The sequence below is a fragment of the Mycolicibacterium aromaticivorans JS19b1 = JCM 16368 genome (genome assembly GCF_000559085.1).
Taxonomy (GTDB): Bacteria; Actinomycetota; Actinomycetes; order Mycobacteriales; family Mycobacteriaceae; genus Mycobacterium; species Mycobacterium aromaticivorans.
In genome coordinates this window covers 2,659,723-2,686,591 of the sequence record NZ_JALN02000001.1, presented here as the reverse complement: position 1 = coordinate 2,686,591, position 26,869 = coordinate 2,659,723, and the positions used below count along the sequence as shown (strand labels likewise).

At 68.5% G+C, this 26,869-nt stretch carries 26 protein-coding genes; 11 read left to right on the top strand and 15 right to left on the bottom strand.

The genetic code is table 11. The features are described 5' to 3' along the window. The first annotated feature begins 13 nt into the window (after positions 1-13). From rnpA to Y900_RS12965, 8 genes are all read left to right on the top strand, one after another. A complete protein-coding gene (rnpA, locus tag Y900_RS12995; protein ID WP_036342276.1) occupies positions 14-370 on the top strand; it encodes a ribonuclease P protein component in 357 nt (118 codons plus the stop codon). Next, positions 367-645 (top strand): membrane protein insertion efficiency factor YidD, encoded by a 279-nt coding sequence (gene yidD / locus Y900_RS30900; RefSeq protein WP_081845094.1) that lies wholly within the window; start codon positions 367-369, stop codon positions 643-645. Before rnpA ends, yidD begins: the two co-directional genes overlap by 4 nt. Beyond that, the gene (gene yidC, locus Y900_RS12990) at positions 638-1,717 is read left to right on the top strand and encodes a membrane protein insertase YidC (RefSeq protein WP_036342275.1); all 1,080 of its coding nucleotides are present in this window, start codon (positions 638-640) and stop codon (positions 1,715-1,717) included. The genes yidD and yidC overlap by 8 nt, the downstream gene beginning before the upstream one ends. 34 nt (positions 1,718-1,751) lie before the next feature. Further along, positions 1,752-2,315, top strand: coding sequence for a Jag family protein (locus Y900_RS12985; protein ID WP_036342274.1), 564 nt, complete (start codon positions 1,752-1,754; stop codon positions 2,313-2,315). A 47-nt stretch (positions 2,316-2,362) separates the two neighbouring features. Continuing rightward, complete coding sequence (rsmG, locus tag Y900_RS12980; RefSeq protein ID WP_036342272.1) at positions 2,363-3,070, top strand: 16S rRNA (guanine(527)-N(7))-methyltransferase RsmG; 708 nt, start codon at positions 2,363-2,365, stop codon at positions 3,068-3,070. Beyond that, complete coding sequence (locus tag Y900_RS12975; protein ID WP_036342271.1) at positions 3,067-3,999, top strand: ParA family protein; 933 nt, start codon at positions 3,067-3,069, stop codon at positions 3,997-3,999. The genes rsmG and Y900_RS12975 overlap by 4 nt, the downstream gene beginning before the upstream one ends. 12 nt (positions 4,000-4,011) lie before the next feature. Beyond that, positions 4,012-5,013 (top strand): ParB/RepB/Spo0J family partition protein, encoded by a 1,002-nt coding sequence (locus Y900_RS12970; RefSeq protein ID WP_036346629.1) that lies wholly within the window; start codon positions 4,012-4,014, stop codon positions 5,011-5,013. Between the two features lie 228 nt (positions 5,014-5,241). Beyond that, entirely contained in the window at positions 5,242-5,970 is a 729-nt protein-coding gene (locus Y900_RS12965; RefSeq protein WP_036342270.1) for a hypothetical protein, read from the top strand. Here Y900_RS12965 and Y900_RS12960 read toward each other — a convergent pair whose 3' ends face one another. The 8 genes from Y900_RS12960 to Y900_RS12925 form a co-directional block, all read right to left on the bottom strand. After that, positions 5,971-7,218 (bottom strand): N-acetylmuramoyl-L-alanine amidase, encoded by a 1,248-nt coding sequence (locus tag Y900_RS12960; RefSeq protein WP_192827509.1) that lies wholly within the window; start codon positions 7,216-7,218, stop codon positions 5,971-5,973. A 202-nt stretch (positions 7,219-7,420) separates the two neighbouring features. Beyond that, complete coding sequence (gene trxA / locus Y900_RS12955) at positions 7,421-7,753, bottom strand: thioredoxin (RefSeq protein ID WP_036342267.1); 333 nt, start codon at positions 7,751-7,753, stop codon at positions 7,421-7,423. Then, positions 7,750-8,721, bottom strand: coding sequence for a thioredoxin-disulfide reductase (trxB, locus tag Y900_RS12950; RefSeq protein WP_036342266.1), 972 nt, complete (start codon positions 8,719-8,721; stop codon positions 7,750-7,752). The genes trxA and trxB overlap by 4 nt, the downstream gene beginning before the upstream one ends. 79 nt (positions 8,722-8,800) lie before the next feature. After that, on the bottom strand, positions 8,801-9,295 hold the full coding sequence (locus Y900_RS12945) for an RsmA family anti-sigma factor (RefSeq protein WP_081845093.1): 495 nt from the start codon (positions 9,293-9,295) through the stop codon (positions 8,801-8,803). Between the two features lie 12 nt (positions 9,296-9,307). Next, positions 9,308-9,871, bottom strand: coding sequence for an RNA polymerase sigma factor SigM (sigM, locus tag Y900_RS12940; protein ID WP_036342264.1), 564 nt, complete (start codon positions 9,869-9,871; stop codon positions 9,308-9,310). 71 nt (positions 9,872-9,942) lie between these two features. Next, positions 9,943-13,470 carry a murein biosynthesis integral membrane protein MurJ gene (murJ, locus tag Y900_RS12935; RefSeq protein WP_051660043.1) on the bottom strand — a complete coding sequence of 1,176 codons (3,528 nt, stop codon included), beginning with the start codon at positions 13,468-13,470 and terminating at the stop codon, positions 9,943-9,945. Continuing rightward, positions 13,467-15,797, bottom strand: a complete 2,331-nt coding sequence (locus tag Y900_RS12930; protein ID WP_036342262.1) for a DUF6049 family protein — start codon at positions 15,795-15,797, stop codon at positions 13,467-13,469. Before Y900_RS12930 ends, murJ begins: the two co-directional genes overlap by 4 nt. Continuing rightward, positions 15,794-16,588 (bottom strand): NUDIX hydrolase, encoded by a 795-nt coding sequence (locus Y900_RS12925; protein ID WP_192827508.1) that lies wholly within the window; start codon positions 16,586-16,588, stop codon positions 15,794-15,796. The genes Y900_RS12930 and Y900_RS12925 overlap by 4 nt, the downstream gene beginning before the upstream one ends. A gap of 72 nt (positions 16,589-16,660) precedes the next feature. Between Y900_RS12925 and Y900_RS12920 the strand changes: the two genes are divergently transcribed. Then, the gene (locus Y900_RS12920) at positions 16,661-18,121 is read left to right on the top strand and encodes a CCA tRNA nucleotidyltransferase (protein ID WP_036342260.1); all 1,461 of its coding nucleotides are present in this window, start codon (positions 16,661-16,663) and stop codon (positions 18,119-18,121) included. A gap of 7 nt (positions 18,122-18,128) precedes the next feature. Continuing rightward, positions 18,129-18,641 carry a hypothetical protein gene (locus tag Y900_RS12915; protein WP_036342258.1) on the top strand — a complete coding sequence of 171 codons (513 nt, stop codon included), beginning with the start codon at positions 18,129-18,131 and terminating at the stop codon, positions 18,639-18,641. On the opposite strand, the gene Y900_RS30255 is transcribed toward Y900_RS12915, so the two are convergent. The 4 genes from Y900_RS30255 to Y900_RS12895 form a co-directional block, all read right to left on the bottom strand. After that, positions 18,551-21,019, bottom strand: coding sequence for a putative bifunctional diguanylate cyclase/phosphodiesterase (locus tag Y900_RS30255; RefSeq protein WP_051660042.1), 2,469 nt, complete (start codon positions 21,017-21,019; stop codon positions 18,551-18,553). The two genes, Y900_RS12915 and Y900_RS30255, sit on opposite strands and share 91 nt — an antisense overlap. Continuing rightward, positions 21,016-21,591 (bottom strand): molybdopterin-dependent oxidoreductase, encoded by a 576-nt coding sequence (locus Y900_RS12905; protein WP_036342257.1) that lies wholly within the window; start codon positions 21,589-21,591, stop codon positions 21,016-21,018. Before Y900_RS12905 ends, Y900_RS30255 begins: the two co-directional genes overlap by 4 nt. 42 nt (positions 21,592-21,633) lie before the next feature. Further along, on the bottom strand, positions 21,634-22,407 hold the full coding sequence (locus tag Y900_RS12900; protein ID WP_036342255.1) for a TIGR03084 family metal-binding protein: 774 nt from the start codon (positions 22,405-22,407) through the stop codon (positions 21,634-21,636). Between the two features lie 74 nt (positions 22,408-22,481). Beyond that, the gene (locus Y900_RS12895) at positions 22,482-23,753 is read right to left on the bottom strand and encodes an MFS transporter (RefSeq protein WP_036342253.1); all 1,272 of its coding nucleotides are present in this window, start codon (positions 23,751-23,753) and stop codon (positions 22,482-22,484) included. A 71-nt stretch (positions 23,754-23,824) separates the two neighbouring features. Here Y900_RS12895 and Y900_RS12890 point away from each other — a divergent pair, with 71 nt between their 5' ends. Next, the gene (locus Y900_RS12890) at positions 23,825-24,430 is read left to right on the top strand and encodes a YqgE/AlgH family protein (protein WP_036342250.1); all 606 of its coding nucleotides are present in this window, start codon (positions 23,825-23,827) and stop codon (positions 24,428-24,430) included. Here the strand turns inward: Y900_RS12890 and Y900_RS12885 are convergent. From Y900_RS12885 to Y900_RS12875, 3 genes are read right to left on the bottom strand one after another with little or no spacing between them, the layout of a single operon-like run. Further along, positions 24,417-25,403: a bile acid:sodium symporter family protein gene (locus tag Y900_RS12885; RefSeq protein ID WP_036342247.1), complete on the bottom strand. Its 987-nt coding sequence runs from the start codon at positions 25,401-25,403 to the stop codon at positions 24,417-24,419. The genes Y900_RS12890 and Y900_RS12885 overlap by 14 nt on opposite strands. A 16-nt stretch (positions 25,404-25,419) precedes the next feature. After that, positions 25,420-25,761 carry a hypothetical protein gene (locus tag Y900_RS12880; protein WP_036342245.1) on the bottom strand — a complete coding sequence of 114 codons (342 nt, stop codon included), beginning with the start codon at positions 25,759-25,761 and terminating at the stop codon, positions 25,420-25,422. A gap of 23 nt (positions 25,762-25,784) precedes the next feature. Beyond that, complete coding sequence (locus tag Y900_RS12875; RefSeq protein ID WP_036342243.1) at positions 25,785-26,732, bottom strand: LpqN/LpqT family lipoprotein; 948 nt, start codon at positions 26,730-26,732, stop codon at positions 25,785-25,787. Positions 26,733-26,869 lie beyond the last annotated feature (137 nt).

Here is a 26,869-nt window from a genome sequence, read left to right as displayed (position 1 = left end):
GGGATCACGCGGCGTGCTCCCGGCCCAGTTCCGGATGACACGGTCTGCGGAGTTCGGCGCCACCATCAAGCACGGGGTGCGAGCGGCGCAGCCGGATCTCGTCGTGCACGCACGACGGATGGTCGACAGCGTCGACGGACCCCGGATCGGCTTGGTCGTGTCGAAGTCGGTCGGCAACGCGGTGCAGCGACACCAGGTGTCTCGCCGTCTGCGGCACGTCGCTCGATCTGTTCTCGCGGATCTGACCGCAGATGAGCGCATCGTGATCCGCGCGTTGCCCAGTAGCCGCGACGCGATCTCGGCCCGCCTCGAACAGCAGCTGCGAACGAGCATCCGGCGGACCCACTCGTTGATGGAGAAGAGGCAGTGAGCCATCTCCCGGCTCGCGTCGTGATATTCCTCGTCGAGCTCTACCGACACACCATCTCGCCACTGCGACTGCCGACCTGTCGGTTCACCCCGACATGCAGTCAGTACGCCGTGGACGCGCTGACCGAGTACGGATTGATTCGCGGTGGTTGGCTGACCGTGATCCGGCTGGGGAAGTGTGGTCCGTGGCATCGGGGAGGATGGGACCCAATACCCGAGCGGCGCCCGCAGGTGCCCGGGTCCGAGTGCAACGAACGCAGGAGCACGCATGTTTAATTGGTTCAGCCTGGACGTCATCTATTACCCGGTGTCCGGGATCATGTGGCTCTGGTACAAGCTGTTTGCCGCCATCCTCGGACCCACGAACTTCTTCGCCTGGGCGTTGTCGGTGATGTTCCTGGTCTTCAGCCTGCGTGCTCTGCTCTACAAACCGTTCGTCCGCCAGATCCGCACCACCCGGCAGATGCAGGAGTTGCAGCCCCAGATCAAGGCGCTGCAGAAAAAGTACGGCAAGGATCGCCAGCGGATGGCGCTGGAGATGCAGAAGCTTCAGCGTGAACACGGGTTCAATCCGATTCTCGGCTGTCTGCCGATGCTCGCGCAGATCCCGGTGTTCCTCGGTCTCTATCACGTGTTGCGCTCCTTCAACCGGACCCAGCACGGATTCGGTCAGCTCGGTCTCTCGGTGGAAGAGAACCGGGCCACCGGCAACTACTTCTTCAGCGCAACCGACGTCGGGCATTTCCTCGATGCGAATCTGTTCGGTGCCCCGCTCAGCGCGAGCATGACCCAGAGTTCGGGCCTGGAGGCGTTCAAGAACTTCGACTTCAGCAGACCCGCGGTGATCGCCGTCGGCATTCCGCTGATGGTGCTCGCCGGTATCGCCACCTATTTCAACAGCCGGGCGTCGGTCGCGCGCCAGAGTCCGGAGGCGGCAGCCAACCCGCAGACCGCGATGATGAACAAGCTCGCGCTCTATGTCTTCCCGCTCGGTGTCGTCGTTGGCGGTCCGTTCCTGCCGATCGCGATCATCATCTACTGGGTGTCCAACAACATCTGGACCTTCGGCCAGCAGCACTATGTGTTCGGCCGGATCGAGAAGGAAGAAGAAGCCAAGAAGGAAGAGGCGCTGGCCCGTCGGGCCGCCAACGCCCCGGCGCCCGGCGTGAAGCCGACCAAGCCGAAGAAGGGTGCGCCCGCCGGGACGAACGGTGCCGCGGTCGAGGCGACCGACGAAGCTGCCGGCGACGCGGAGAGCGAAACCGACGGCGAGTCGACGAAGGCGGCCGACGGGTCGGCCAGCCGCACACCGCGCCCGGGAGCGCGGCCCAAGAAACGTAAGCGTTGACCGGAGATCGCTCCGGCGAAAGAGGGAGAGACACATGGCGGATGCCGACACCACTGAAGTGACCGAGTCTGACGTCGCGGTCGACAACGACCTTGACCAGACCTCGGACGAGGGCGAAGTGAAGGGCGAGGACCTCGAGGAGCGCCTGGTCGCCGAAGGCGAGATCGCCGGCGACTATCTGGAGGAACTGCTGGACCTCCTGGACTTCGACGGCGACATCGACCTCGACGTCGAGGGCAACCGCGCGATCGTCAGCATCGACGGCGGGGAGGACCTCTCGAAGCTGGTTGGCCGTAAGGGCGAGATCCTCGATGCACTGCAGGAGCTGACCCGGCTGGCCGTCCACCAGAAGACGGGGGAGCGCAGCCGGTTGATGCTCGACATCGCGAACTGGCGCCGCCGCCGCCGCGAAGAGCTCAGCGCACTGGGCGACAAGGTCGCCCGCCGCGTGCTGGAGTCCGGTGATCGCGAGGAACTGGCCCCCATGACTCCTTTCGAGCGGAAGATCGTGCACGACGCGGTGGCGGCCGTGGACGGCGTGCACAGCGAGAGCGAGGGCGTGGAGCCGTCGCGCCGCGTCGTCGTCCTAAAGGGCTGAAGTTACATCTGTGTAGTTCGTGACCCGGACGCCACTATGACCGGAGGATGTTTCACGTGAAACATGGCATCGCGCCCCCTCCGCCGTCGGCGGCCGAGGTCGTCTTCGGCGACCGGGTGCATCTGGCTCAACGCTACGCGGATCTGCTCGCCGGCCCGGGCGTCGAGCGCGGATTGATCGGCCCGCGGGAAGTTGAGCGGTTGTGGGAGCGCCACATCCTCAATAGCGTCGCGGTGGCCGAGCTCATCGAGCCCGATGCCCGGGTTCTCGATATCGGGAGCGGCGGCGGCCTGCCCGGATTGCCGATCGCGATCGCGCGACCCGACGTTCGGGTGATGCTGATCGAGCCGATGCTGCGCCGCACGGAGTTCCTCGAGGAGTCGGTGGCGGCACTCGCGCTCCCGATCGAGGTCATCCGTGGCCGGGCGGAGGAACCGGACGTCCGTACTTCGGCCGGTGGCGCGGACGTGGTGGTGTCTCGCGCGGTGGCATCACTCGACAAGCTGACGCGATGGAGCCTTCCGCTGCTGCGGCCCGGCGGGCGCATGCTGGCGATGAAGGGCGAACGTGCGGAGGAGGAAGTCGTCGAGGGGCGGCGCGGGATGCTGTCGTTGGGCGCAACCGATGTGAGGGTGGTGAGATGTGGCGAGAGCTATTCGGATCCTCCCGCGACCGTGGTGATCGCGGTGCGGGGGGAGCGAGCGCCAGGCGGGAAGAAGAGATCCGCGCGAACATCGGAGAAAAGGGGATCATGACCGTCCCATCGAACCCGGATCCCTCCGGAACCGATGTTTCACGTGAAACATGGAACCCGCCGGACGACTTCGAGACCCCGATCGGCGCAGCAGCACAACGCGCGATGCAGGTCCTGCACACCGCGGCCGGCCAGCTGCCGCGACCTGGTCGGCGACGGGTCTTCACCGTCGCCAACCAGAAAGGCGGGGTGGGCAAGACGACCACCGCGGTGAACCTGGCGGCCGCCCTCGCGGTCCAAGGACTAAAGACCTTGGTGGTCGATCTCGATCCACAGGGCAATGCCAGCACCGCCCTCGGGATCGCCGATCGCCAATCGGGTACCCCGTCGTCGTACGAGGTGCTCCTGGGGGAAATACCGCTACAGGCGGCCATCCGGCAGAGTCCACACAGCCCACGCTTGTTCTGTGTGCCGGCGACGATCGACCTCGCCGGCGCCGAGATCGAACTCGTCAGCATGGTGGCGCGGGAGAACCGGCTTCGCAATGCGCTGGCCGCTCTCGACGATTCGGATTTCGACTACGTCTTTATCGACTGCCCGCCCTCGCTCGGGCTGCTCACCATCAACGCGCTCGTCGCGGCCCCCGAGGTGTTGATCCCGATCCAGTGCGAGTACTACGCGCTGGAGGGTGTTTCGCAGTTGATGAGAAACATCGAAATGGTCAGGGCACACCTCAATCCTCAGCTGACCGTCTCGACCGTCATCCTCACGATGCATGACGGCCGTACGAAGTTGGCCGACCAGGTCGCCTCCGAAGTGCGCAACTATTTCGGCGACAAGGTACTGACGACCGTGATTCCACGTAGCGTCAAAGTTTCGGAAGCACCCGGATACAGCATGACGATCATTGACTACGATCCCGGCTCGCGAGGTGCCATGAGCTATCTCGACGCAAGCAAAGAGCTCGCGCAACGGGCTACCCGGGCATAGGTGGAGGCGCACATGTCATCGAAGAGCAAGGGCGGCCTCGGCCGCGGTCTCGCATCGCTTATCCCGACCGGACCGGCCGATGGTGGTCCCCGTCTCGGGGCTGCGGCCGCCGACGTGGTGATCGGTGGGGGAGCGCCGCTGGACGTGGACAGCGTCGGGGCGGTCTACCGCGAGATCGACCCGTCGGCCATCGAGCCGAATCCACGCCAACCGCGCCAGGTCTTCGACGAAGAGGCTCTTGCCGAACTGGTGCACTCGATTCGCGAGTTTGGGCTCATGCAGCCGATCGTGGTGCGGGCGCTGCCGCAATCCGCAGCCGGATCGGCGGTCAGTAGCGCAGCGACCGGCGAAATGTCTAAGCCGGTGCGCTATCAGCTGGTGATGGGGGAGCGGCGCTGGCGCGCAGCGCAGGAGGCCGGCCTCGCCACCATCCCGGCGATCGTCCGGGAGACCGCGGACGACAACCTCCTGCGCGACGCGCTACTGGAGAACATCCACCGCGCCCAACTCAATCCTCTGGAAGAGGCGGCGGCCTACCAGCAATTGCTCGACGAGTTCGAGGTCACTCACGACGAACTCGCGGCACGGATCGGCCGGTCGCGTCCGGTGATCACGAACATGATCCGGTTGCTTCGCCTGCCGATCGCCGTACAGCGCCGGGTGGCTGCCGGCGTGCTGTCGGCCGGGCACGCACGCGCGCTGCTCGCACTGGAAGCGGGCGCCGAGGCCCAAGAAGAACTGGCCGCGCGGATCGTGGCCGAGGGATTGTCGGTGCGGGCGACCGAGGAAGCCGTCACCCTGGCGAACCGGTCCGACACCAAGACGCCCCCCGCGCCGCGGCGCAAGCCGATCCAGATGCCCGGCCTGCAAGATGTCGCCGAACGGCTGTCGAGTACCTACGACACCCGGGTGACGGTGAGCCTGGGTAAGCGCAAGGGCAAGATCGTCGTCGAGTTCGGCTCGGTGGACGATTTGCAGCGCATTGTGGACATGATGAACCGGCCTGCAGGCTGAAATTCCAGGTACGACGACACCAGCCAGTTCCGTCACAGTGACGCCAATTTCGGTCCGCGTTCGCTGCCGAATGTATCCAGCGAGGAATCGCGCAGTGTGCCAACGAATTCCGCTCCAACCGACCGTCGGCTCGGGTAGCTACTCCATCACTGGCACGGCCCTGGTCGCCTCTCCTATCCTGGAGGGGCTGTTGCGCGCATCCGCATCGCAAGAAAGCCGGGGAGGTTAGTGTCCGTCCGTATCACGCCGCTTCGGCTCGAAGGATTCGAGCAACTACCCAAGCACGCGCGCAGATGTGTGTTCTGGGAAGTCGATCCCGCGACGCTTGGCGGTGACTACCTTCCGGATCCTGAGTTCGAGAAGGAAGCGTGGCTGTCGATGGTCATGCTGGAGTGGGGGTCGTGTGGTCAGGTGGCCAGCACGACGCCCGCCGACGGATCGGCGTCGGATGACGAGCAGCCGTGCCTCGGCTACGTGTTGTACGCCCCGCCCCGGGCGGTACCGCGCGCGCAACTCTTCCCGACCGGACCGGTCAGCGCGGACGCCGTTCTGCTGACCTCGATCGGAATCGAGTCGGGGCAGGCCGATGAACTCCCGCACGCGTTGATCAGCCAGGTGGTCAACGAACTGGTTCGACGTGGCGTGCGAGCCCTCGAGGCGTTCGGCCGCACCGCCGACGCCGGGGAACTGCTCGACCCCGACGCCGTCGACCCGGCGTTGCGTCCGGCCGTCGAAGTGTTGGGGGACTGCTCCTTCGACCAGTGCATGATCAGCGCCGACTTCCTGCTCGACGTCGGCTTCACTGTCGTCGCGCCGCATCGGTACTTCCCGCGGCTGCGGCTCGAGCTGGACAAGGGCTTGGGCTGGAAAGCGGAAGTCGAGGCCGCACTGGAACGGCTGCTGGAAAGTGCACAGCTGCAGCAGCCGGTCGGCGCCGGCGCCGAGGTTCGCGGCTAGTCAGAAAGCGGGCCGGGCCTGTTCGACCGACAACTCGTGGGCGAGTAGCTCGGCGAACGTGAACGTGCCGGTGGGCCGGTCGTTCTTGCCCAGCAGGTAGAGCCGCTTGACGGCGGCCAAGATTCCCTCGGCGATCGCATCGCGCGAGTGACTGGTCACCAGCATCGACCGGTCCCGCGGGTTGGTGATGTAGCCGACGTCGACCTGAACCGTCGGCATCCGGGTGAGCCGCAGCAGATCCCAGGTCCGGCCATGGGTCCGGCAGTCACGTAATCCCGTGCGCGCCACCACTTCTCGCTGGATGAAGTCGGCCAGGTTGCGACCGATCGTCGATACCGAACCGTGCGAGCTGCCGAAGTAGAACGACGCCACGCCGTTGGCCGACGGGCTGGGCTGGGTCTCACAGCGCAGGCTGATCATCAGATCGGCGCCGACGGTGTTAGCGGTGGCGGCTCGTTCGGCGTCCAGCGGGCTGCGGTTGGCCGGCCGGGACAGGAAGGTCTCCATGCCGATCGCGGTCATTCGGCCCTCGAGCCGACTTGCCAAGTCCCACAAGATGTCTGCTTCGCTGATCGGGCCGTCCGGGCCCTGCGTGATCAGGCCGTGGTCGGAACCGCCGCGGCCCGGATCGATGATGATCCGCTTGCCGGACAGCCTCGGTCCCGAGCGGCGGACCTGCTCCTCCTCGCGGATGGCATGCAGCGAGCCGCCGGTGACGCGTGAACCCAGAAAGTCCAAGGAGCGCAACGTTTCCGGGCCGCAGATGCCGTCGGCGGACAAGCCGTACTCGCGCTGATAGGACATCAGCCCGTTGTGGGTCTGCAAGCCGAAGTAGCCGTCGACCAAAGCGGTGTAGAACCCGAGTTCCTGCAGTTTGGCCTGCAGCGTCGCGACGTCGTCGCCGTACATCGGTGCACCGAACTGATGCAGCAGGGTGCGGGCGCCCAGCCGGTAGGAGGCTTCCTTCAGTGCGCGATAGGTGGCCTCACCGACGATCCCGTCGACCAGCAGGCCGCGGCGCTGCTGGAACGCGCGCACCGCATGGTCGAGGTCGGCGTCGAACACATCGACCGCCACCCGCTTACCGGTGGTGAGGTTCGCGTCAGGATTGTCGACCAGGCCGAGCGCGGAGAGCGCTTCGCGAATCTCGACGACGGCGTTGCTGCGGTCACCGCGGCGCAACACGTCATCACGACCGCTCCGGTGCGAGGAGGCATCGCCCCCGGCACCGTGGCGAAGACTCGACATACAGGGCCCTTCGATCGCCGTTGTCAGCTCAGTATCGCCAGGGCTGACGATTGCACACAGGCTAGGAAGCATTCTCTCAGAACCTCACCGCATTCCGGAAAACGGCAGGCGAGGCTGCTGATAACGGAATCGTCTCAGGCATGCGGCGACAGCGTCACCGCATGCCTGGACGGGGGAGGAGCAAGAAGTTGGTCCGTCAGGGTCAGACGACGTCGGCGATCTCCCGCAGCAGCGCCGCCTTGCCCTTGGCGCCCACGATCCGCTTCACCGGCTGACCGTCCTTGAACAGGATCAGCGTCGGGATCGAGACCACCTGGAAGTCGCGGGCCGTCGCCGGGTTGGCGTCGACGTCGAGCTTGGCCACCGTCAGGGCGCCGGCCTTCTCGGTGGCGATCTCCTCGAGGACGGGGGCGACCATCCGGCACGGACCGCACCAGGTGGCCCAAAAATCAACCAGCACAGGGGTATTGCTGGACAAGACATCCTGGGAGAAGGAGTCGTCGGAGACCGTTACGGTCGCGCCGCCTTCGCTCATTGGTGTGCTCCAATCATCTCGGTGGTTGCAGTGTCGTCGGCATCGGCCAGCCAGCGTTCGGCGTCGATCGCGGCCGAACAGCCCATCCCGGCCGCGGTGATGGCCTGCCGGTAGGTGTGGTCGACGAGGTCGCCGGCGGCAAACACGCCGTCGATCGAGGTGGCGGTGGTGCGGCCGCGCACCAGCACGTAGCCCTCCGGGTCGAGCTCGACCGCGCCGCGGACCAGTTCGGAGCGGGGATCGTGGCCGATCGCGACGAACACACCGGTCACCGGCAGCGTGGATTCCTCCCCGGTCAGCACGTTGTGAACGCGCAGCCCCGACACGGTGGTGTCACCCTCGACCGCGTCGACCGCGGTGTTGGTCAGGAACGTGATCTTGTCGTTCTCGCGGGCGCGCTCGAGCATGATCTTCGACGCGCGGAACTCGTCACGGCGGTGCACCAGGGTGACGCTGCGCGCGAAGCGGGTCAGGAACGTCGCCTCTTCCATCGCGGAGTCGCCGCCGCCGATGACCGCGATGTCCTGCTCCTTGAAGAAGAAGCCGTCGCAGGTGGCGCAGGCGCTGACGCCGCGGCCGAGCAGCTCTTGTTCGCCGGGGACGCCGAGGTAGCGGGCCGCGGCGCCCATCGCGAGGATGACCGACCGGGCCAGGTGGGTTTCGCCGTCGCCGGTCACCACCTTCTTGACGGGTCCGTCCAGGTCGACTGATTCGACGTCTTCCATCCGCAGGTCGGCGCCGAAGCGCAGGGCCTGCTCGCGCATCTCGTCCATCAGCTCCGGGCCGGTGATGCCCGAACGGAAGCCGGGAAAGTTCTCCACCTCGGTGGTGGTCATCAAGGCGCCGCCGAACGACGTGCCCTCGAAGACCAGAGGCTGCAGCTGCGCGCGGGCTGTGTAGATGGCCGCGGTGTAGCCGGCGGGGCCTGATCCGATGACGATGACGTCATGAACTGGGTTGGCGCTCATACCAGCCTTTCTGCGTCGGGTGCCCTTCCGGGGCACCTGGTCAAACAACAGGGTAGGCCGCGCTGTTCCCCGCCGTGCACTATGGGCGTCGCACGGTGGTGTCGGCGATCAGCCCGGTGTCCACCGAGCTGCACGAGGCGGCGACGGCGACGCCCACGATCACATCGGGCTGGTCGCCGGGTAGCACCAGCACGATGGCGGGCTTGCCGTTGACCTGCACCTGCTCGGCACCCAGGACCTGCACCGATCCGGGATACCCGAGTGCGCTCAGGCACGCGGCCCGCCGATTGGGATCGGCCAGCGGCCCGAAGTCCGGGCCGCGGGCGATCAGTGAGTTGAGCTCACGGCTGCTGATCGGCATTTTCGGGGTGACGGTGATCATGCTCGCGCTGGTCGCGGTGCTCGCGGCGGGCCCGCCGGATGTCAGCAGTGCCGCGGTGCCCAGTCCGATTGCGGCGAGCACGGCCGCCGCGCCGATGCCGGCGGCCACGAGCCGGCCGGTCCGCGCGGCCGGGCGCCGCGCATGGGCTGCGGGGCCGTCAGACGCCGGTGTAACGGTGTGCGTGGGCTCCACCCGACCAGTGTGTCAGCTGCGCCTGGCCGCGCCGTCGGGGCGCAGCAGGCTACTCAGCCGCGCTCGTCCCCGCGCGCACCGGCTCTTCACGGTGCCCTCGGCAATGCCGAGAAGCGCGGCCGCGTCGGCCACCGAGTAACCATGCATGTCGACAGCGAGCAAAGCGGCCCGCTGATCGGCCGGCAGGCGCATCAACGCGCGCCGCACCAGTAGCGCGGTGTCGACTTCGCCGGTGCGGTCACCGACTCCGTGCTCGTCGATCAACGGCGCGGTCGGTGGCTGTGCGGCACTGCGGCGCACCCGGTCCAGGCAGGCGTTGATCACGATGCGATGCAACCAGCTGCCGACCGCCGCGTCGTGGCGAAACGCGGGAGCACCGCGGTGCGCGGCCAGCATCGCGTCCTGGATGACGTCGGCGGCGTCCTCAGGACTGCGGGTCCTCCGGCGCGCGAGCTGGTACAGCCGGCGGTGGTGTCGGCCCAGCAGCTCCTCGAAGGCGTAGCGGTCGCCGGCGACGTGGGCGGCCAGCAGCTGGGCATCGCTGCGCACGACGGCCGGGCCGAGGAAGCTGAGCATGGCCGGACAGTAGGTTTCCCGCCGTCCGCAGGCACTTCACCTGGGGGACGGCTGTGGAGGACCGAGAAGCCTTACGAAGCGGCCTTGACCGTCAGCCCGGAGATCTCGGTCTTGTTCTTGCCGTCGGTGGTGCCCATCGTGGAGATCCACACCACCAGGTAGGTGGTCGGTGCCTTCGCATTCACCTGAATTGTGTTGGCGCCCGGCTGCAATGTGGTGGGCTGGGTCAGCACGGTGGTGTCGTTCAAGGTGGTGGGGTTGGCCGACGACGCGGAGCGGATCTGCACCTGGGTACCGGTACTGGGCACCGTCAAAGACACACTGCCGACCGTGGTGGGCTGGGGCAGCTGCAGCAGCAGGCCGACGCCGTTCTTGAAGTTGGGGAACGGATTGGGGTCGGTATAGGTATCGGTGGACCAGCCGGTGCCGGGTCCGCCGGTGACGGCCAGCTCGGCCTTGTCCGGATTATCGGCGCCACCGCCCGGTGAAAAGACAGTCACCTTGACGGGTTTGACGGTGCTCCCGCCGGCGGGAGCATTGGTGTCGGCGGTCTGCGAGGTCGAGGGGTTCAGACCGAGTTGGTCACCCTTGAGCCCACCACCGACGTCGCCGAAGATACTGCTGAGCACCGAGGCCAGCACGATCAGCGCGATCACCAGGATTCCGGCTCCCACTCCGACGCCGATCAGGAGATTGCGCCTACGGCGGGCCTGGGCTTCGGCATCCGCCGGCTCGGCGGGCAGAGCTGCGGCCGGGCCGCCGACAGGATCGACAGGTTCGATCAGATCGGTGCGGTCGGCTGTCGCGGTGGCCTGCTGCAACAGGTTCAAAAGGGTTGGAGCCGAACGAATTCCACCGCCGACTTGCACCGAGCGCGCTGCCGCTGCGGAGATCTGGAACGGGATGGCGCCGTCGATCGCACGCGGTTCGAGTGGCTCACCGGTCGGGTCGGTCTCGGCGGGCTCCAACCCACTGGGTACACCCTTCTCCGGCAACGGCCACCGGTCGACCAGCAGGGCGTACAGGGCGGCGCCGATACCGCGGATGTCGTCCTCGGGGGTGGCTCCGGGCATCGTCGCCGGGAATGCCAGTGCGACATCACCTTCGATGCTGACCCGCACCCGGCTGGGATGGTCGATCGACAGCGCGACGCCGGCGCCGTGCGCTGCATCGGCCGCCGCGGCGAGCGACTGAACGGCGCGCGCTCCGCCGATCGGCGAGGGCGAGGTGTCGGCGACTTCCTTCAGTGAGCCGCCGCGAATCCACTCCGAAACCACCAGACCACCGGCACCGGTGTTGGCGACGTCGAGAACCCGAGCGACGCCCGGCCGTTCGATCTGGCTGAGTTTGAGTGTGCGGGAGAGGATTTCCTGCACCTGTTCATCTGGCATGGTGCCATCGGGGTCGACGAAGGTGAGCGCCACCTGCCGGTCCAGCGCGGTGTCGAGAGCCTGCCAGAATTGCAGTCCGGGTGGGCCGCCGTGCGAGACCAGCAGCCGGTAACGCCCGCCGGCGATGCTGGCCCCCGGAATCAGGTGGGTGTCCTCGTCGGCCGCGGCGCCGGATTCCATCGCCGGTTCTCGCGGGGAGTCGAAGCCGAGCGGTTCGCGGGTCGGGTCACCGGCGAAGTCGGCGTTGGGCTGCTTGGGCGGCACGGCTGAGGGAACCGTGCCGAGGTGCACCTCGGGTGCCACATCGGGCTGGAAGTCGTCCGCGGCCTGGCGCGGGATCTTCGTCGTGGCGTCTCCGAGCGGCTCAGCGGGAGTATTGCCCGAGGGTTGGTCGTTCACCTCCGGTCCTTTCCCCGTCGAGCCGGTGGCTCCGTACGAATTGCTGTGCTCAGGGTACGGGAACCGCCTCGGGACCTGCGGCCGGTCGAGCGCAGCGAGTGAAGTGCCGGTCTGCGGCGGGGTGCGGGTGATGCGGCGCTTGACCGCACCCCACGCGGCGACCGCATCGGGAACCCGCGCGGCAAGCATCACCGCCGCGAGGATCGGCAGCATGATCACGCCGAGCATCAGCAGCCGCAGCAGCGACCCCGCGCCGCCACCGTTTTCGGTGAGCACCTTGAGGCCGAGCAGCCGATCGATGACGTAGGCGATCAGCCCGGCCAGCAGTGATGCTGCGGTGGTGATCAGAATCGTGCGGATCACGGCGAGGTCGAGCAGGGTGCCGCGCGGTGGCTTCAGCGCCCGCTGCAGCAGCACGTAACCCAGGATGGCGCCGGCCAGGAAGCCCAGACCGTTGGCCAGGCCCAGGTAGCCGGCGACGAGTTCCTTGTCCCCGGTCAGGTGCGGGGCCACCAGCGATGCGACGATCTTGACGACCGTGATCGTGACGATGATCAGGATCGGTGTCCACGGTTGTTCGCGGGCGTAGAACACCCGCAGCTGCAGCAGCACCAGCGCGTAGGGGATCAGGGTGAAAGCCGACAGGCTGATCGCCACACCGAGGTAGTTGGCGTCGACCTCGCCGAACTTGCCGTAGGCGAACAGTGCGCTGCCCATCGCCGGACCGCCGACGGTCATGAACGCGACGATGGGGATCAGCGTCACCATCGTCAGCCGAGTGGCCAGCGACAGGTCTGCCAGCACGGCAGGGGTGTCGTCCGCGGCGGCGTTGCGGCTCAGGCGCGGCATCACCACCGTCAGGACGGTGACGCCGATGATGCCGAACGGCAGCATCAGCACAAGCCAGGTGTAGTTGTAGATCGCCGGGCCGGAGGCGGCCGCGGTACTGGCGATCTGGTTGACGACCACCAGACCGATCTGGCTGATCAGCACATAGAGCACCATCGCGCCGGCCATCGCGCCGAACCGTTTGAGCCGATCGTCGACGCCCCACAGCGGGCGCAGGCTGATCCGCTCGGCGCGGATCGCAACCAGCAGCACCACGGTCTGAGCCACCACACCCAGCGTCGTTCCGATGCCGAGCACCAGCAGCTTGGTGTTGCCCATCTGCACCGGATCGACCGAGAGCTGGCCCGGGACAATGAGATACAGCCCCAGAGTGGCGATCGCGACCACGTTGTTGACCACCGGGGCCCAGGCCGGCGGGCCGAACACGTTGCGGTTGTTCAGGATTGCCATGAACACCGACGACAGCCCGTAGAAGATGACCTGCGGCAGCAGCAGATACGCGAACGCGGTGGTCAACGGCTGATTGACTTGCGGGTCCTGGCCGAGCATGAGCCGCACGAGCAGCGGCCCCGCCGCGACCGACAGGACGGTGGCGACCAGCAGCAGGGTGGTGGCCAGCGTGACCAGCCGGCGTACGAACGCCTCGCCGCCGTCGGCGTCGTCGCGCTCGGCGCGGGCCAGCACCGGGACGAAGATCGCGGTGAAGGTGGCCTCCAGCACCAGCGCCGCGATCAGGTTCGGCAACTGGTTGGCGACGGTGAACGCACTGGACAGTGCGGCACCGAGGATCGCGGCCAGCAGCACGATACGGATGAACCCGGTGATGCGGCTGACCAGGGTGGCCAGCGCCATGCCCCAGGATCGTGACACCACCGCGGCGTCGGACAGTTCGGCGCGCACCGCGCGGGTGCGGGGGCCGGGCCGGACGTAGGCGACCGGCCGGCGAGGCGGCGGCTTCATCGGTGGCCCTCGGCGCTGGCCCGGCGCGGGCGGTCCAGGTCGGCCGGGTCGGGCTGGCCGCGGAAGCGGTGGTAGAGCCGGCGTCCGACGAGCACCGCGAGCACGGTGCCGCCGATCAGCGTGATCGCGAACAACACCTTGCCGTAGGCGTTGGAGTGCACCGACAGGCGCACCGGTTCACCGAGCTGCAGCCCGTCGGGGGTGCGCAGTGTGACGTCGACGGCGACTCGCTGGGTGAAGTGCACCTCGATGGGGACGCGCAGTGGCAGGTATCCCGGCGGGATCTCCTGTTCGCCGAGGTCGGTGACGGTCATCCCGGGCGGGGCGTCGACCTGCAGGCGGACCCGGATCGGGACAGCCAGGTCGTTGCGCACCGCCAACGGCAGGGGGCTGTGCTCGGTCGCCAGCGTGTACGAACCGCCCGGGTTGACGATGGTGACCGCGCCGAACAGGTCGTTGATCGTCGCACCGACGACACCCAGCCGGCGCCGGGCAAGATCGTTGCGCTCATCGGGCGGCTCGGTCTGGCTCAGGGCGCGCAGCATGTCCTCGCGTAGCGGAGCGGTGTACTGCGGGCCGGTCAGCCCGGTGCGCGGATCGGTGGTGAGCGCGGCGGTCAACCCCCACAACCGGCCGTTCTGTCCGTTGACCGTGGAGACGACATCGTCGTCGAAGCCGCCTCGGGTGTCCCGAGGCAGATCGGGGCCGGGACCGGGGCCGGCCTGCGCCGCCTCCCTGATGACGTCGCCGAGCGGCCGGGCGAACGCCAGTCCCGAGCGGATCGTGGTGGCCAGCGCGGTCAGCATCGACTGCGCGTCACTGGGCTGCGGGCTCCACTTCAGCGGGGGAAGAAGGATCTGCTGGCGCGGCTCGGCGCTCGGCTGCAGCGCCCGCCACAGCATGGAGGCGATGGCGTCCTGACGCCGCGCGACCATCGAGTCGTGGTCGAGCGGAACGTCCAGCGACGAATCAAGATAGGTGGGCAGATCGGGGTCGGTACCCACCCCGGCCAGGGCGGCGCCGACGGCCGGGTCGAACGGCGCCACCACCACTTTCGGCGCGACCCGGCGCGGGGTCACGTCGGCGGTCATCGGCTCCCCGGTCGCGGAGTCCTGGGCGGAGCAGTTGGCGGCCGCGATTGCGACCGTCGAACCCTGGCTGCCGAGCAGGTCGACCGCGGCGGGCGTCAGCGGTCCGTCACCGAGGACCGTCGCGCCGCGCAACGAGGCGACGCCCAGGATGTGATCGATGATGTCGCTCGCGCTGATGGTTGCCGCGGCGTCGAGCCCGGCGTCCCCGACCCGTTGCAGTGCGCCGAGATCGGCTTGCGCGTAAGGCGTGGATGTGACACACATCCGCTTGGCCAGGGCGCGCAACTTGTCCAGCCAGGCCACCGCGGCGGCCTGCCCGGTGCCGGGGTGGGAGGCGGCGCCGAGTCCGTCGGGGGAGTCGGAGACGACGTAGCCGGTTGTCATCGCGTTGACGGTGACCAGCAGATCCGGGTCGACCGCCAGGCACAGCGCCCGCGCGGTGTCGCCGCCGGGATCCACCGGTGGGCTGGTGGCGAAATCGACCGCCGACAGCAGTGAGTCCAGCCGGCCACCCGCGGCCAGCGACACGGCCAGGTCGTCGTTCATCAGCCGCACCGGTGTGGTGCCACCCGGTACCCCGGGAGCCAGCCTCGGTTTGTCGGCGAGTGGCCACAACATGGTCACCGCAACAGGTTTGGTGGTGTCCGGGGGGACGACGTCGGTCAGGGCATCGGCCGAGGTGCTGGCCGGGTCGGGCGGCACACCCAGGACCGGCAGCAGGAAGCGGGCGTCGTCGAGTCGGGCGGCGTCGCCGTAGTCCGGGGTGCCGTTGATGTTGACCAGCAGCGGGTAGACCCCGGGCTGTTCGACGCCCAGCGACGGCGCGGTGCGCGAGCGGAGCGGATAGCTGAAGGTGAACCCGACCGCCTGTCCACGCTGCATATCGGGCGCGATCGCGGTGAATTCCCCGACGGGCTGGAACTGGTCGTTGGCCCCGTCGAGATTGGTGCGCAGCCCGGCCGAAGAGCTCACCGCGGAGGCGCGTTCGAGGCGGGCGACGACGTCACGCACCGGACGGTCGCCGACGTTGGTGACGGTGCCGGTGACGGTGACCGTCGGCTCGCTGGTGGTGGTGATCAGATCCGGGGTGACGCTGTCCACCCGCACTTGCAGGAAGGGCGCCGACCCGGGCTCGCCGGCGGCGGCCGGCGCGGTCGTTGGCATCGCGAGCAAGGCAAGGAAACCGAGGACCAGCACGATCCGGGGCAGCTTGCCGACCCGCCTCGGCGTGGTCACGTTCCCGGTCCGCAGCCGTTCGTCCGCGGGCCGGATTGACGCGGTCCTGAATCGTCCGAGCGACGGTTGCGGGTGTGGGAATGCGTTTGGGGCCGCCGGCGAGGGCTGGTGCGCGGCAGCGGCGGCAGCGCGGCGACGCCGTCGGACTGCAGGAGTTGGATCAATTCGCCGGCGACCTCGGCCAGGCGACGTTCGTCGGCGTAGGCCAGCCGTTTGGGGAGCTCACCGACTGGTACCCACGCGACCTCGGTGACCTCGATGTCCTCGTCGCACAGTTCACCGCCGGAGAACTGCATGAGGTAGTGGTGAACGGTCTTGTGCACGCGCCGGCCTTCGGTGACGAACCAGTAGTCGATGCTGCCGAGCGCGGCCAGGACCTGCCCGCGGATACCGGTTTCCTCGGCGACCTCGCGGATCGCGGTCTCCTCGGCGGTTTCACCCTGTTCGATGTGGCCCTTCGGCAGTGACCACAGCATCCGCCCGCGCCGGTCGACCCGCCCGATGAGGGCGGCCACCTGAGCTTCGGGAGGCCCGTCGATGCCGTCGATGACCAGTCCGCCCGCGGAGGTTTCGTGGACTGTGCGCAGTCGCGCCGGCGCCCGGCGGGGACGGCCGGGTTTGCCCGGCCGGGGCTGACCGTTGCTGCCGTTGACGGCGGGGGATCCGGTGGTGGTGTCCGAGGTTTCGGCGGCGCCGGCGTCCGCCGGGTTGGGATTTGCCGGACCGGCCGCGCGACGGCCGCGGCGACGCCCTCGGCGCCGTCGTGGTTTGGCCTGTTCGCCGTCCGACACCCAAGCGATAGTAGCTGGCACACCGATGGCGTCCCGACCGCACTCGCCGGTACACGACTACGCTTCTGCCACGTGTCCGAAGCCACCCACGACGTCGAACTGCTCGCCCGGGCCCTCGTCGCACTCAATCGGCAGGGTGCGTTGTTGCGTGAAGTCGGTGCCCTGTTCGACGCCGCCGGCCACTCGCTCTACCTCGTCGGCGGCAGTGTGCGCGACGCCGTCCTCGGCCGGCTGAACCCGGACCTCGACTTCACCACCGACGCGCTGCCCGAGGTCGTTCAGCGGATCGTGCGGCCATGGGCCGACGCGCTGTGGGATACCGGCATCGAGTTCGGCACGGTCGGCGTCGGTAAATACGGCGAGCGGCTGGAGATCACCACCTTCCGCGCCGACAGCTACGACCAGGTGTCCCGCAACCCCCAGGTCCGCTACGGCGACCGGCTCGAGGACGATCTGGTGCGCCGCGACTTCACGGTCAACGCGATGGCGGTGCGCATCACCGCGGACGGTCCTGGCGACTTCATCGACCCACTGGGCGGGCTGACCGCGTTGCGGCAGCGGATCCTGGACACCCCGGCGGCGCCCGAGGTGTCATTCGGCGATGACCCGCTGCGCATGCTGCGGGCGGCGCGCTTCGTCTCCCAACTACAGTTCGGCGTCTCCGATCGGGTGCGTCGCGCGATCGTGGAGATGGCGCCCCAGCTCGGACGGATCACGGTCGAGCGGGTGGCCGTCGAGCTGGACAAGATGCTGCTGGGCATGGATCCGGTCGCAGGCATCGACCTGATGGTCCACACCGGGATGGGCGAGGTGGTGCTGCCCGAGATCGGCGGCATGCAGATGGCCATCGACGAGCACCATCAGCACAAGGACGTCTACCAGCATTCGCTGACCGTGCTGCGGCAGGCCATGGAACTCGAGGAGCCCGGCGAGCCCGACCTGGTGTTGCGCTGGGCGGCGTTGCTACACGACATCGGCAAGCCGGCCACCCGCCGCCATGAATCCGATGGGGGAGTGAGCTTCCACCACCACGAGGTGGTTGGGGCCAAGATGGTGCGCAAGCGGATGCGGGCGCTCAAGTACTCCAAGCAGATGGTCGACGACGTGTCGCAGCTGGTGTACCTGCATTTGCGGTTCCACGGCTACGGCGACGGCAAGTGGACGGATTCGGCGGTACGCCGCTACGTCGCCGACGCCGGGCCGCTGCTGCCCCGGCTGCACAAACTGGTCCGCGCGGACTGCACCACCCGCAACAAGCGGCGTGCGGCGCGGCTGCAGGCCAACTACGACGAGCTCGAGGCGCGTATCGCGGAGCTGGCTGCCAAAGAAGATCTGCAACGGGTGCGCCCGGACCTGGACGGCAACGAGATCATGCGGTTGCTCGACATCCCGCCCGGCCCACTGGTGGGGCAGGCCTGGTCATTCCTCAAGGAGCTGCGGCTGGACCGCGGCCCGCTCGAGCACGATGAGGCCGTCGCAGCACTGTTGGCGTGGTGGACCGAACGGAACGAGAAGGACCAGCCCGGCGTCTGAGGTAGGTATGGACTACTGCCTGGGACACGGCGACGGCACGGCGGCGATGTTCAGCGGTCACCCCGGGGTGGACGTCGACGGTGACGGTGAGCTCGATGGGGTGCGCCTGGACCTCGACGGCGACGGCGCCTTCGACGATGCGCTAGCCGACTTCGACGACGACGGGCTGGCCGACCACGCTGCGTTCGACCTCGATGACGGGTCCGCGGAGCACGTCTTCACCGACGACGGGTCGGGGACGTGGGCGATGACGCCGGCCGGCCCGATTGGCCCGCTGCGCTGGTTCGGTCTCGACGGCGTCGAGCACACGGCGGACGGGCCGATCGATTTCGACGGTGACGGACGCCAGGACCGGATGCTGGACGTCGACCGCGACGGGCTGGCCGATCGGGTGCTGCGGAGCGGGCCCGACGGCGGGTTCGACACCGGTTACGTCGACACCGACGGGGACGGCAGCTGGGACGTCACGGTCGTCGACTCCGACGGTGACGGGTTCTCCGACGACGCCAGTCCGGTGTAGCCGCCGTCCGACGGCACAGGGCACACCCCGCCCGATTCGAGCAGCGCGCGGGCGGCGTCCCACAGCACGGGGTGGTGATAGAGGAAGCCCTGCCCCTTGTCGGCGCCGAGATCCAGCAGGGTGTCGCGCTCGGCGATGGTCTCGATGCCTTCCACCACCAGGTCCAGCGACAGCGCTCTGGCCAGGGCAACCACCGACTGCACCACGGCGCGTTGCTTGTCGTCGCCCTCGTCGAGGGCGGCGGCGAACGAGCGGTCGAGCTTGATCTGGTCGACGGGCAGCGTGCGCAGCTGGGTCAGCGACGAATATCCCGTGCCGAAATCGTCGAGGGAGACGCTGACGCCGGCCTCGCGGAGCCTCGCCAGTGTCGGGTGGGCCACCCTCAGGTCGACCAGTGCGTGTTCGGTGAGTTCGATCATCAGCGCCTCGGGCGGCAACCCGGCCGCGGCCAGCATCTGCAGTACCTCTTCGGCGAAGCCGGTTTCCCGCACCTGGCGGGGCGACACATTGACCGACATCGTCAGGTCGAGCGCCAGCCCGTCGGCGCGCCACTGCGCGAGGGTCTGAATGGTCTCGTGCAGCACCCACCGGCCGATCTCGACGATCATCCCGTTGTCCTCGGCCAGCGGGATGAACGCACCGGGATATAGGACGGGCAGCCCTGGGCGGTGCCACTGCAGCAGCATCTCGAAGCCGGTGATCACTCCGGTGTCGAGCACCACGATCGGTTGGGCGGAGCACCGCAGCTCGCCACGCTCCACGGCGTGCCGCAGTGCGGCGTCTAGATCCAGACGCTGGGCGACCTCGGCTTCGAGCGTCGAGTCGAACACGTTGATGTGGTGGCCGTCGGTGAGCTTGGCCCGGTACATCGCCACGTCGGCTTCGCGCATCAGTTCGTGACCGGAGACGGTGGATTCGTCGGCGAAGGTGATGCCGATGGAGACGTCGACGAACGCTTCCTTGCCGTCGATGGTGTATGGGACGCTGAGTGCGGTGCGGATCCGGTTGGCCAGTGCGAGGGCCTGGGTGCGGTCCGGCAGCTCCGGGCAGAGCACCACGAACTCGTCGCCGCCGAGTCGTGCGACGGTGTCGCTTTCGCGCACGGTGCCCGACAGCCGCCGCGCCGCCTCGATCAGCAGCTGGTCTCCGCCGGCGTGCCCGATCGAGTCGTTGACCATCTTGAAGCGGTCCAGATCGCAGAACAGCAGCGCCAGCGGAGTTCCGCGGCGACGGGACAGCAGCAGACTCTTCGACAGCCGCGTGAGCAGCAGGCTGCGGTTGGCCAGGCCGGTGAGGGCGTCGTGGCTGGCTTGGTAGGACAGCCGCCGCGCGGACGCATCGCGTTCGAGTGACAGCACCGCCAGATCACGGCACCGCACCAGGGCGGTGTGGGCGAGTTCGTCGAGCGCCTCGGCGTCGCCGAACACCTGAAGCGTCCCTGACCCGTCGACATTGTCGGTGACGACACCGGTCCAAGCCGGCGTTCCCGACACGTCGGCACCCGGCGGGTAGATCACCGTGCGCCTGCCGATCGACATTCTCACCGCCGGTGCCCCGGAGACGTCGGCGGCCAGCTGCACGATCTGGCGCAGAACCGATGACACCGGGCCCGCGGTGGCGATCCGTTCCAGGATCTGCGCCTGCCCGCGTTCCAGCGCGGAAACCCGATCGAGGCGAAATTCGGTCTGGCGCAGCACTTCCCGCTCGTCGTCGAAAGCCTTTCGGGCGCTTCGGTATTGGCGTACCACGTTGGCCGACACCCACCACAGCAGAATCGCTGCGAGGATCAGTGCGGAGATCAGCATGGCCAGTTGGACCACCCTGCCGCGCAGCAGGTTCCGCTCCGCGAGGCGATCCATCCGGTGTTGTTCCACCTGGTTGTCGGTGGCCAGCTCGTGGGCCCGCTCGGAGAGGGCCTCGGAACGCGGCAGGATGGTGCCGGCCCACTGGTCGCGCTGCCCGACAGGTAGCAGGCCGGGCGGCGCCTTGGCGACCACCGCGTCGAGGGCGGCCAGTGCCGCGCGGTAGTCGGGGCCGGTGCTGTCGGCGGCGGTCAGGCCGTTGGTCGCGATAACCCGCAGGCGCTGAGCCAGCATCGCCCTGGCGAGCTGGACGTCGCGCCGGGGCACCACGCCGAGCAGGTATTGCTGCGCGCGGTCGATGTAGGTGAGCGAGTCGCGCACGGTGAACAACGTGTTGGTGGTTGCGGCTTCGCTGCGGGCGCTGTGCTGGCTGTACGCGTTTTGATCGGCCGAGGACTGAAAGCCGATCGCGACCAGCGCGATGAGCAGCATCACCAGCACGGCCGCGACGAGCTGCTGGCCGCGGTTGAGGGTCAGCCGAGGGCCGGGCGGGGTGAGCCAGCGGTCGGTGATCACGAGCCGGCCGGATGCTTCACCGTGATCGACGTCAGACTCCAGTTCCAGGCTTCCAGCGCCGATGACAGCGGGGTGCGGTCGGGGAACACGATCCGGATGGGCCCGCCCTGGTCGTAGGGAATCGGCGCGCCGTCACGCTGCGTGGCGATCAAAGCCTGCGAGTCGATCATCGGTTTGACGACGCTGACGTAGTGGTAGTGGTCGATCGCGTCGGTGTCGATCGTTGCGGTATCGGCGATTCCGGCCACGGCGAGCACGGCCGCCAGCGGCACACCGCTGTAGGTCTCGCGCTTGTTGACGAAGGGTTCGTCGATCGAGATGGTCGCGTGGCCCATGGCATTGAGCTGGTCGATGGTCAGCGACAGCGACGTCGTCCCGCCGGTCACCGTGAGCACCGGCGCATTCGGAGCCGGCGGATCCACGGTCCCGAGCGCGTAGGGGTTGCGCCCCTGGCCGGATTCCGAATCCGCTGCGGCCGAGGAGCTGTGGTCCTGCGCGGGACTGCTCGCACACCCGCCGACCGCGAGGCCTACCGTCCCCGCCGCGATGGCGGCCAGGAGGCGGTTGCGCATGAAGGGCGATGATACTGCCCAAAGCAACGATCGGCCGGTACGTCAGCGTCCCTGGCCGGGCGGCCCGGCGAAGGCTTGCGCGATGCCGAGCCACCTTGCGGCATCGGCTCCTTCGGCGGCAACGTCGAGCTCGCCGCTCGGCCTGCGCTGCGTGACCAGATAGCAGAAGTCGAGCGCCGACCCGGTCACGCGTTGGGCCGCGTCCCCGGGCCCCCATGCCCAGCAGCTGCCGTCGGGCGCCGTCAGCTCGACGCGGAACGGCTCGGCAGGCGGGGTGAGTCCGTGCACGGTGAACGCGAAGTCGCGGGTGCGCACGCCGAGGTGGGCGATCGATTTCAGCCGGGACGTCGGAGCGACCGCGACACCGAGACCGTCGGCGACGTCCAGCCCGTGCGCCCAGGTTTCCATCAGCCGTGCGGTGGCCATCGACGGTGCGCTCATCGGCGGCCCGAACCAGGCCAGCTTGCGGCCGTCGGCCACCCCGCGCAGCGCGGCGTGCAGCTGCCTGCGGGTCTCGCGCCACTGCGCCAGCAGCTGCTCGGGCGGGGTGAGCGACAGCTCGTCGGCGGCTTTGTCGACGAAGCCCGACGGGTCGGCCCGTGCCGCGGCGAGCAGTTCACCGAACGCGGGCTCGTCGGTGATCGACAGCAGCGACGCCCGATCCGTCCACAGCAGGTGTGCGATCTGATGGGCGATGGTCCAGCCGGGCGCCGGTGTGGGCTGCGCCCAGCCGGACGGGCCGAGCGGCGCGACGAGGGCGTCGAGCGCATCGCTTTCGTCGCGCAGGTCGTCGATGATCGGGTCCGCGGCTGCCATGGATCGAACCTAGTCCCGGCCCCGAGCGATTTCGGCGCGCTGTCGTTCGCCTGTCGGCGGTTTGCGCGCCGAGATCACGCGCGACGCCCGACCGCGCTGTGCACCGCCAGGCCGACGAGATAGACCACCGAGCCGGTCAAAGCCAGGACGGGCGAGTGGCCGTCGGCCGGGACCACCGCCGCGGCGACGGTGATGGCGGCGATGAACGACACCCAGAACAACGAATCCTGCACGGCGAACACATGTCCGCGCAGCGCGTCGTCGACGTCGATCTGCATGGCGGTGTCGGCGCACAGCTTGACGACCTGGCCGGCCAGCCCGAGCAGGAACCCGCACACGATCATCACCACCAACTGCAGGGTGGCGCCGGTCAGCTGAATGACCGCCGCGCACATCAACGCCCCGTTGGCGGTCGCGTATCGGCCCCACCGTTTGATGGACATCGGAGTCAGCACGTTGGCCAGGAACGCGCCGCCGCCGGTGGCCGCGACGAAGATGACAGCGGTGCCCAGACCACCCACGGCCGGGGTGTCGCTGTGCCGAACAATGACCAGCACCAGCAGGGTGTTGATGCCGAACACCATCCGGTGGCTGGCGAGGCCGGACAGTGTGGCAGCGACGGTGGGCGTGGTCAGCACCGTGCGCGCGCCGTAGATCCACCCGGTGGTGACGGCGTAGAACACCGAACCGTGCACGGCGCGGGCGGTGTCGTCAGGCCCGAGCACGTGCCGCGGGAAGCGCAGCGACAACACGAACGCGACCGCGATCGGCACCGCCACCATCGACATGATGGTGGCCGCGCCCGCATCGCCGGAGCCGAACAGCCAGCGCGGCAACAGCATGAAGTTCGCGCCCAGGAATGTGGCGGTGGCTCCGGTGGCCGTCGCGACGGAGTTCATCACCACGACGGACTGGCGCGGCACGACGTGTGGCAGCGCCGCCGACAGTCCTGAGGTGACGAACCGGCTGAAGCCGTTGACGATCAGCGCACCGCACAGCACGGTCAGGTCACTGGCCCCGACAGCCAGCAGCACGGCGACGCCGACGACCAATACCAGCCGGGCCAGGTTCGCCGCGACCAGGACCGCCCGGCGATCCCAGCGGTCCAGCAGTGCTCCGGCGAACGGGCCGACGATCGAGTACGGCAGGAACAGCACCGCGAATGCGCCCGCTACCGCCCACGGATCGGCCGCTCGTTCCGGGTTGAACAACAACCCGCCGGCGAGCCCGGCCTGAAACAACCCGTCACCGAATTGGCTGGCGGTCCGCAACTCGAGCAACCGCCAGAACTCGGGCAGGCTGCGCACGGATCGCCAGAGCGAACCGGGTGCGCGGGCGTCGACCATCGGACCAACAGTACAAATATCCACACGCGCCCGTTACCACAGCAACACCTACCTGATGCCATGATGGTGGGGTGGCACAGTCCGAGGACCCCGAAGATTTCGTCGCGCCTGCGGCGAATCGGGTACGACCGGGAACGTTGCTGCTGGCCAACACCGATCTCATGGAGCCGACGTTTCGGCGCAGCGTGATCTACGTCGTCGAGCACAACGACGGCGGCACTTTGGGTGTGGTGCTCAACCGCCCCAGTGAGACCGCTGTCTACAACGTGTTGCCGCAGTGGTCGAAATTGGCCGCCAAGCCCAAGACGATGTTCATCGGCGGGCCGGTCAAGCGTGACGCCGCGCTGTGTCTGGGCACGCTGCGGGTGGGCACCGATCCGCAGGGCATGCCCGGTATGCGCCATGTTGCCGGCCGAATGGTGATGATCGACTTGGACGCCGACCCCGATCTGATCGCCCCGGCCGTCGAGGGGGTGCGGATCTTCGCAGGCTACTCCGGCTGGACCATCGGCCAGCTGGAGGGCGAGATCGAACGCGACGACTGGATTGTGTTGTCCGCGTTGCCTTCCGATGTGCTGGTCGAGCAGCGGGTGGACTTGTGGTCGCGGGTGTTGCGGCGCCAGCCGTTACCGCTGTCGCTGCTGGCGACCCATCCGATCGACGTCAGCCGGAACTGACTGCCGTCGCCCCGCGGCCAAGCCGGGTGGCGATCACCGCGCAGACGAACAGCTGGATCTGGTGAAACAGCATCAGCGGCAACATGATCAAGCCCACGCTGGCGGCGGGGAACAGCACGAGTGCCATCGGCAGCCCGGAGGCCAGACTCTTTTTCGACCCGCAGAACAACAGCACGATCGCATCCGCGCGATCTAGCCGGGTCAGTCTGCCGGTGATCCAGGTGAAGGCCAGCACCGCCGCCAGCACCACCGCGCTAACCGCGGCGACGGCCACCACCCGCCACGGCTGCACGCTGCTCCAGATGTGCTCGGCCATCCCCACCGAGAACGCGGCGTAGACGATCAGCAGGATCGAGCCGCGGTCGACGACCTTGGTCAACGCCGCGTGCCGGGTCACCACCGGCGCCAACCACCGGCGCAGCAGCTGACCTGCGGCGAACGGCGCCAACAGCTGCAGCACGATGTCTGCCACCGCCGACCCGTCGACCCGGGGTGCCCCGCCGAGCGGCATCAGCACCAGAACGAGCAGCGGTGTGAGGAAGACGCCGACGATGTTCGACAGCGACGCGCTGACGATCGCCGCCGACACGTGCCCGCGTGCCATCGAGGTGAACGCGATCGAGGACTGCACGGTCGACGGCACCAGGCACAGGAACAGCAGGCCGGTGTACAGATCGTCGGTCAGCACCGACGGAACCAGCGCTCGGGCCGCGAGCCCGAGCAGCGGGAACACCACGAACGTGGTGGACAGCACCAGCAGGTGCAGCTTCCACTGCCGTACCCCGTGCCAGGCCTGCTGTGGGGACAGCCGGGCGCCGTACAGCAGGAACAGCAGGGCGATGACGATCTTGGTGATCAGCGACAGTGCGTCGGCCGCCGCACCGCGGGCAGGCAGCACAGTGGCCAGCAGGACGACCGCGATGAGCAGCAGCAGGAACGGGTCGACTCCGGAGCCGCGACGCAGCGCCCTCATCAGGTCGCCGAGTGACTCACTTGCAGGACAGAGTGCAGCTCGCGCAGCTCCCCGCGCAGCCGCCGGCCTGAGCTTCTCGTCTGGCGGCGTATCGGGCGCCTTGCCAGGACCCGGCGCCGATCGTTCCGACCGCGCCGATCACGCACACGATCAGGACCAGCAGCCCGGTACGCGCGGGCGCGGCGAGGGCGACGGCTCCGCCGGCGGCCAGCATGACGGCGGCGGCCAACTGGGTCGGTGCGACCGCACGCATCACCTGCGCGGTGACGTCAGCGCTGGGCGGTCGGGTCAGCGTCCACGCGCCTGAGCCGCCGACGAGGACGGCCATTGCCAGGCACACCAGGCCGACGATGAACATGGGGCCACAATACGAGCCCGGGTTCAGTGCGGCAGAGCGGGCACCGGGGGAAGGACGGCCGGAGCGGGCGCGGGGGCCGGCGCCGACGCATCGGCCAGCGGTGCCGCTGCGGGTGCCGGAGCGGGGGGCGGCGCGGCCGTCGGCGACGCCACCCGGAAGCCGTTGACGATGGCGTCGGTCGCGTCAGCGGTGGCGACCACCTGGTTGGCGGCGGTCGTCACGTACAGCGACACCAGGTAGCGGTCCGGGCCGGACTGGGCGATGACGTGGCGGCGTGAGGTGTTCAGCGTCATGTCGTTCTCGCGGTAGGTGCCCTCGATGAGCGAAGACGGGAAACCGCCGAAATCGGCCAGCGAGGCGTCGGTCGCCTGCCAGTTGAACAGCTGCTGGCTGTCCACATAGCCGTGGGTGATGGCTTCCTTCGGATCGAAGTCGCCGACCAGCTTGTACACCTTCAGCTGTGCGTTCGAGGTGTACAGACCGTCACCGCCGAGCCGGTCGGCGAGCACGGTGAACGCGTCGGGGACGTTCGGGTCGGGCACGACGGTCCAGCCGCGCGGCATCGGCAGCACCAGGTTGAGCGCGGTGAAGCCGCTGGCCTTCTGCGGCTCCATCTTGACGCCCTTGTCCTTGAAGAAGTCGGCAAGGGTGCCGGACGCGGCGGGGGCCAGGGTCTCCGGTGCGGCCACGGCAGGCGCCACGGCAGGCGCGACGGCCGGGGCGGCGGCCTGCGGAACAGCGGCGACCTGGGGGACGGCGGCCGGTGCCGCCGCGGGCACTGCGGCGGGGACCGCGTTCGCGGCCGCGACCTCGGGGGCGACGGTGACGGTCTGGGTGACGGTGACGGGCGCGGGCAGAACGGGAACGACCGGATCCGCTGACGCGTTCGCGCCGGTGAAACCGAGGACGGCGGCTGTACCGGCGGCCATCCCACCTACTACCACCCGCCAGTTACGGGCATTCGTGATCATCGCAGCTGTCCTTTTCGACACGGTCGGGCCAGGTGAGGCCCCTTGTCAGGAGGCCGACTGTATCGGCCTGCCGGGCAGCCCGGATAGGGCTGGAACAGACCTGGAACCAACCGTCGACCGCACTGCAATCCATCCGA

Bases quoted from the DNA above. Each gene is read 5' to 3' on its own strand.
- yidC (WP_036342275.1), top strand. From the start codon at position 638: ATGTTTAATTGGTTCAGCCTGGACGTCATCTATTACCCGGTGTCCGGG.
- Y900_RS12960 (WP_192827509.1), bottom strand. From the start codon at position 7,218: ATGTCGAGTCTTCGCCACGGTGCCGGGGGCGATGCCTCCTCGCACCGG.
- Y900_RS12970 (WP_036346629.1), top strand. From the start codon at position 4,012: ATGTCATCGAAGAGCAAGGGCGGCCTCGGCCGCGGTCTCGCATCGCTT.
- Y900_RS12975 (WP_036342271.1), top strand. From the start codon at position 3,067: ATGACCGTCCCATCGAACCCGGATCCCTCCGGAACCGATGTTTCACGT.
- Y900_RS12905 (WP_036342257.1), bottom strand. From the start codon at position 21,591: ATGCGCAACCGCCTCCTGGCCGCCATCGCGGCGGGGACGGTAGGCCTC.
- Y900_RS12885 (WP_036342247.1), bottom strand. From the start codon at position 25,403: ATGAGGGCGCTGCGTCGCGGCTCCGGAGTCGACCCGTTCCTGCTGCTG.
- Y900_RS12985 (WP_036342274.1), top strand. From the start codon at position 1,752: ATGGCGGATGCCGACACCACTGAAGTGACCGAGTCTGACGTCGCGGTC.
- Y900_RS12900 (WP_036342255.1), bottom strand. From the start codon at position 22,407: ATGGCAGCCGCGGACCCGATCATCGACGACCTGCGCGACGAAAGCGAT.
- rsmG (WP_036342272.1), top strand. From the start codon at position 2,363: ATGTTTCACGTGAAACATGGCATCGCGCCCCCTCCGCCGTCGGCGGCC.
- Y900_RS12880 (WP_036342245.1), bottom strand. From the start codon at position 25,761: ATGTTCATCGTCGGCCTGGTGTGCCTGGCAATGGCCGTCCTCGTCGGC.
- Y900_RS12895 (WP_036342253.1), bottom strand. From the start codon at position 23,753: ATGGTCGACGCCCGCGCACCCGGTTCGCTCTGGCGATCCGTGCGCAGC.
- Y900_RS12915 (WP_036342258.1), top strand. From the start codon at position 18,129: ATGGACTACTGCCTGGGACACGGCGACGGCACGGCGGCGATGTTCAGC.
- trxA (WP_036342267.1), bottom strand. From the start codon at position 7,753: ATGAGCGAAGGCGGCGCGACCGTAACGGTCTCCGACGACTCCTTCTCC.
- murJ (WP_051660043.1), bottom strand. From the start codon at position 13,470: ATGAAGCCGCCGCCTCGCCGGCCGGTCGCCTACGTCCGGCCCGGCCCC.
- sigM (WP_036342264.1), bottom strand. From the start codon at position 9,871: ATGCTCAGCTTCCTCGGCCCGGCCGTCGTGCGCAGCGATGCCCAGCTG.
- trxB (WP_036342266.1), bottom strand. From the start codon at position 8,721: ATGAGCGCCAACCCAGTTCATGACGTCATCGTCATCGGATCAGGCCCC.
- Y900_RS12875 (WP_036342243.1), bottom strand. From the start codon at position 26,732: ATGATCACGAATGCCCGTAACTGGCGGGTGGTAGTAGGTGGGATGGCC.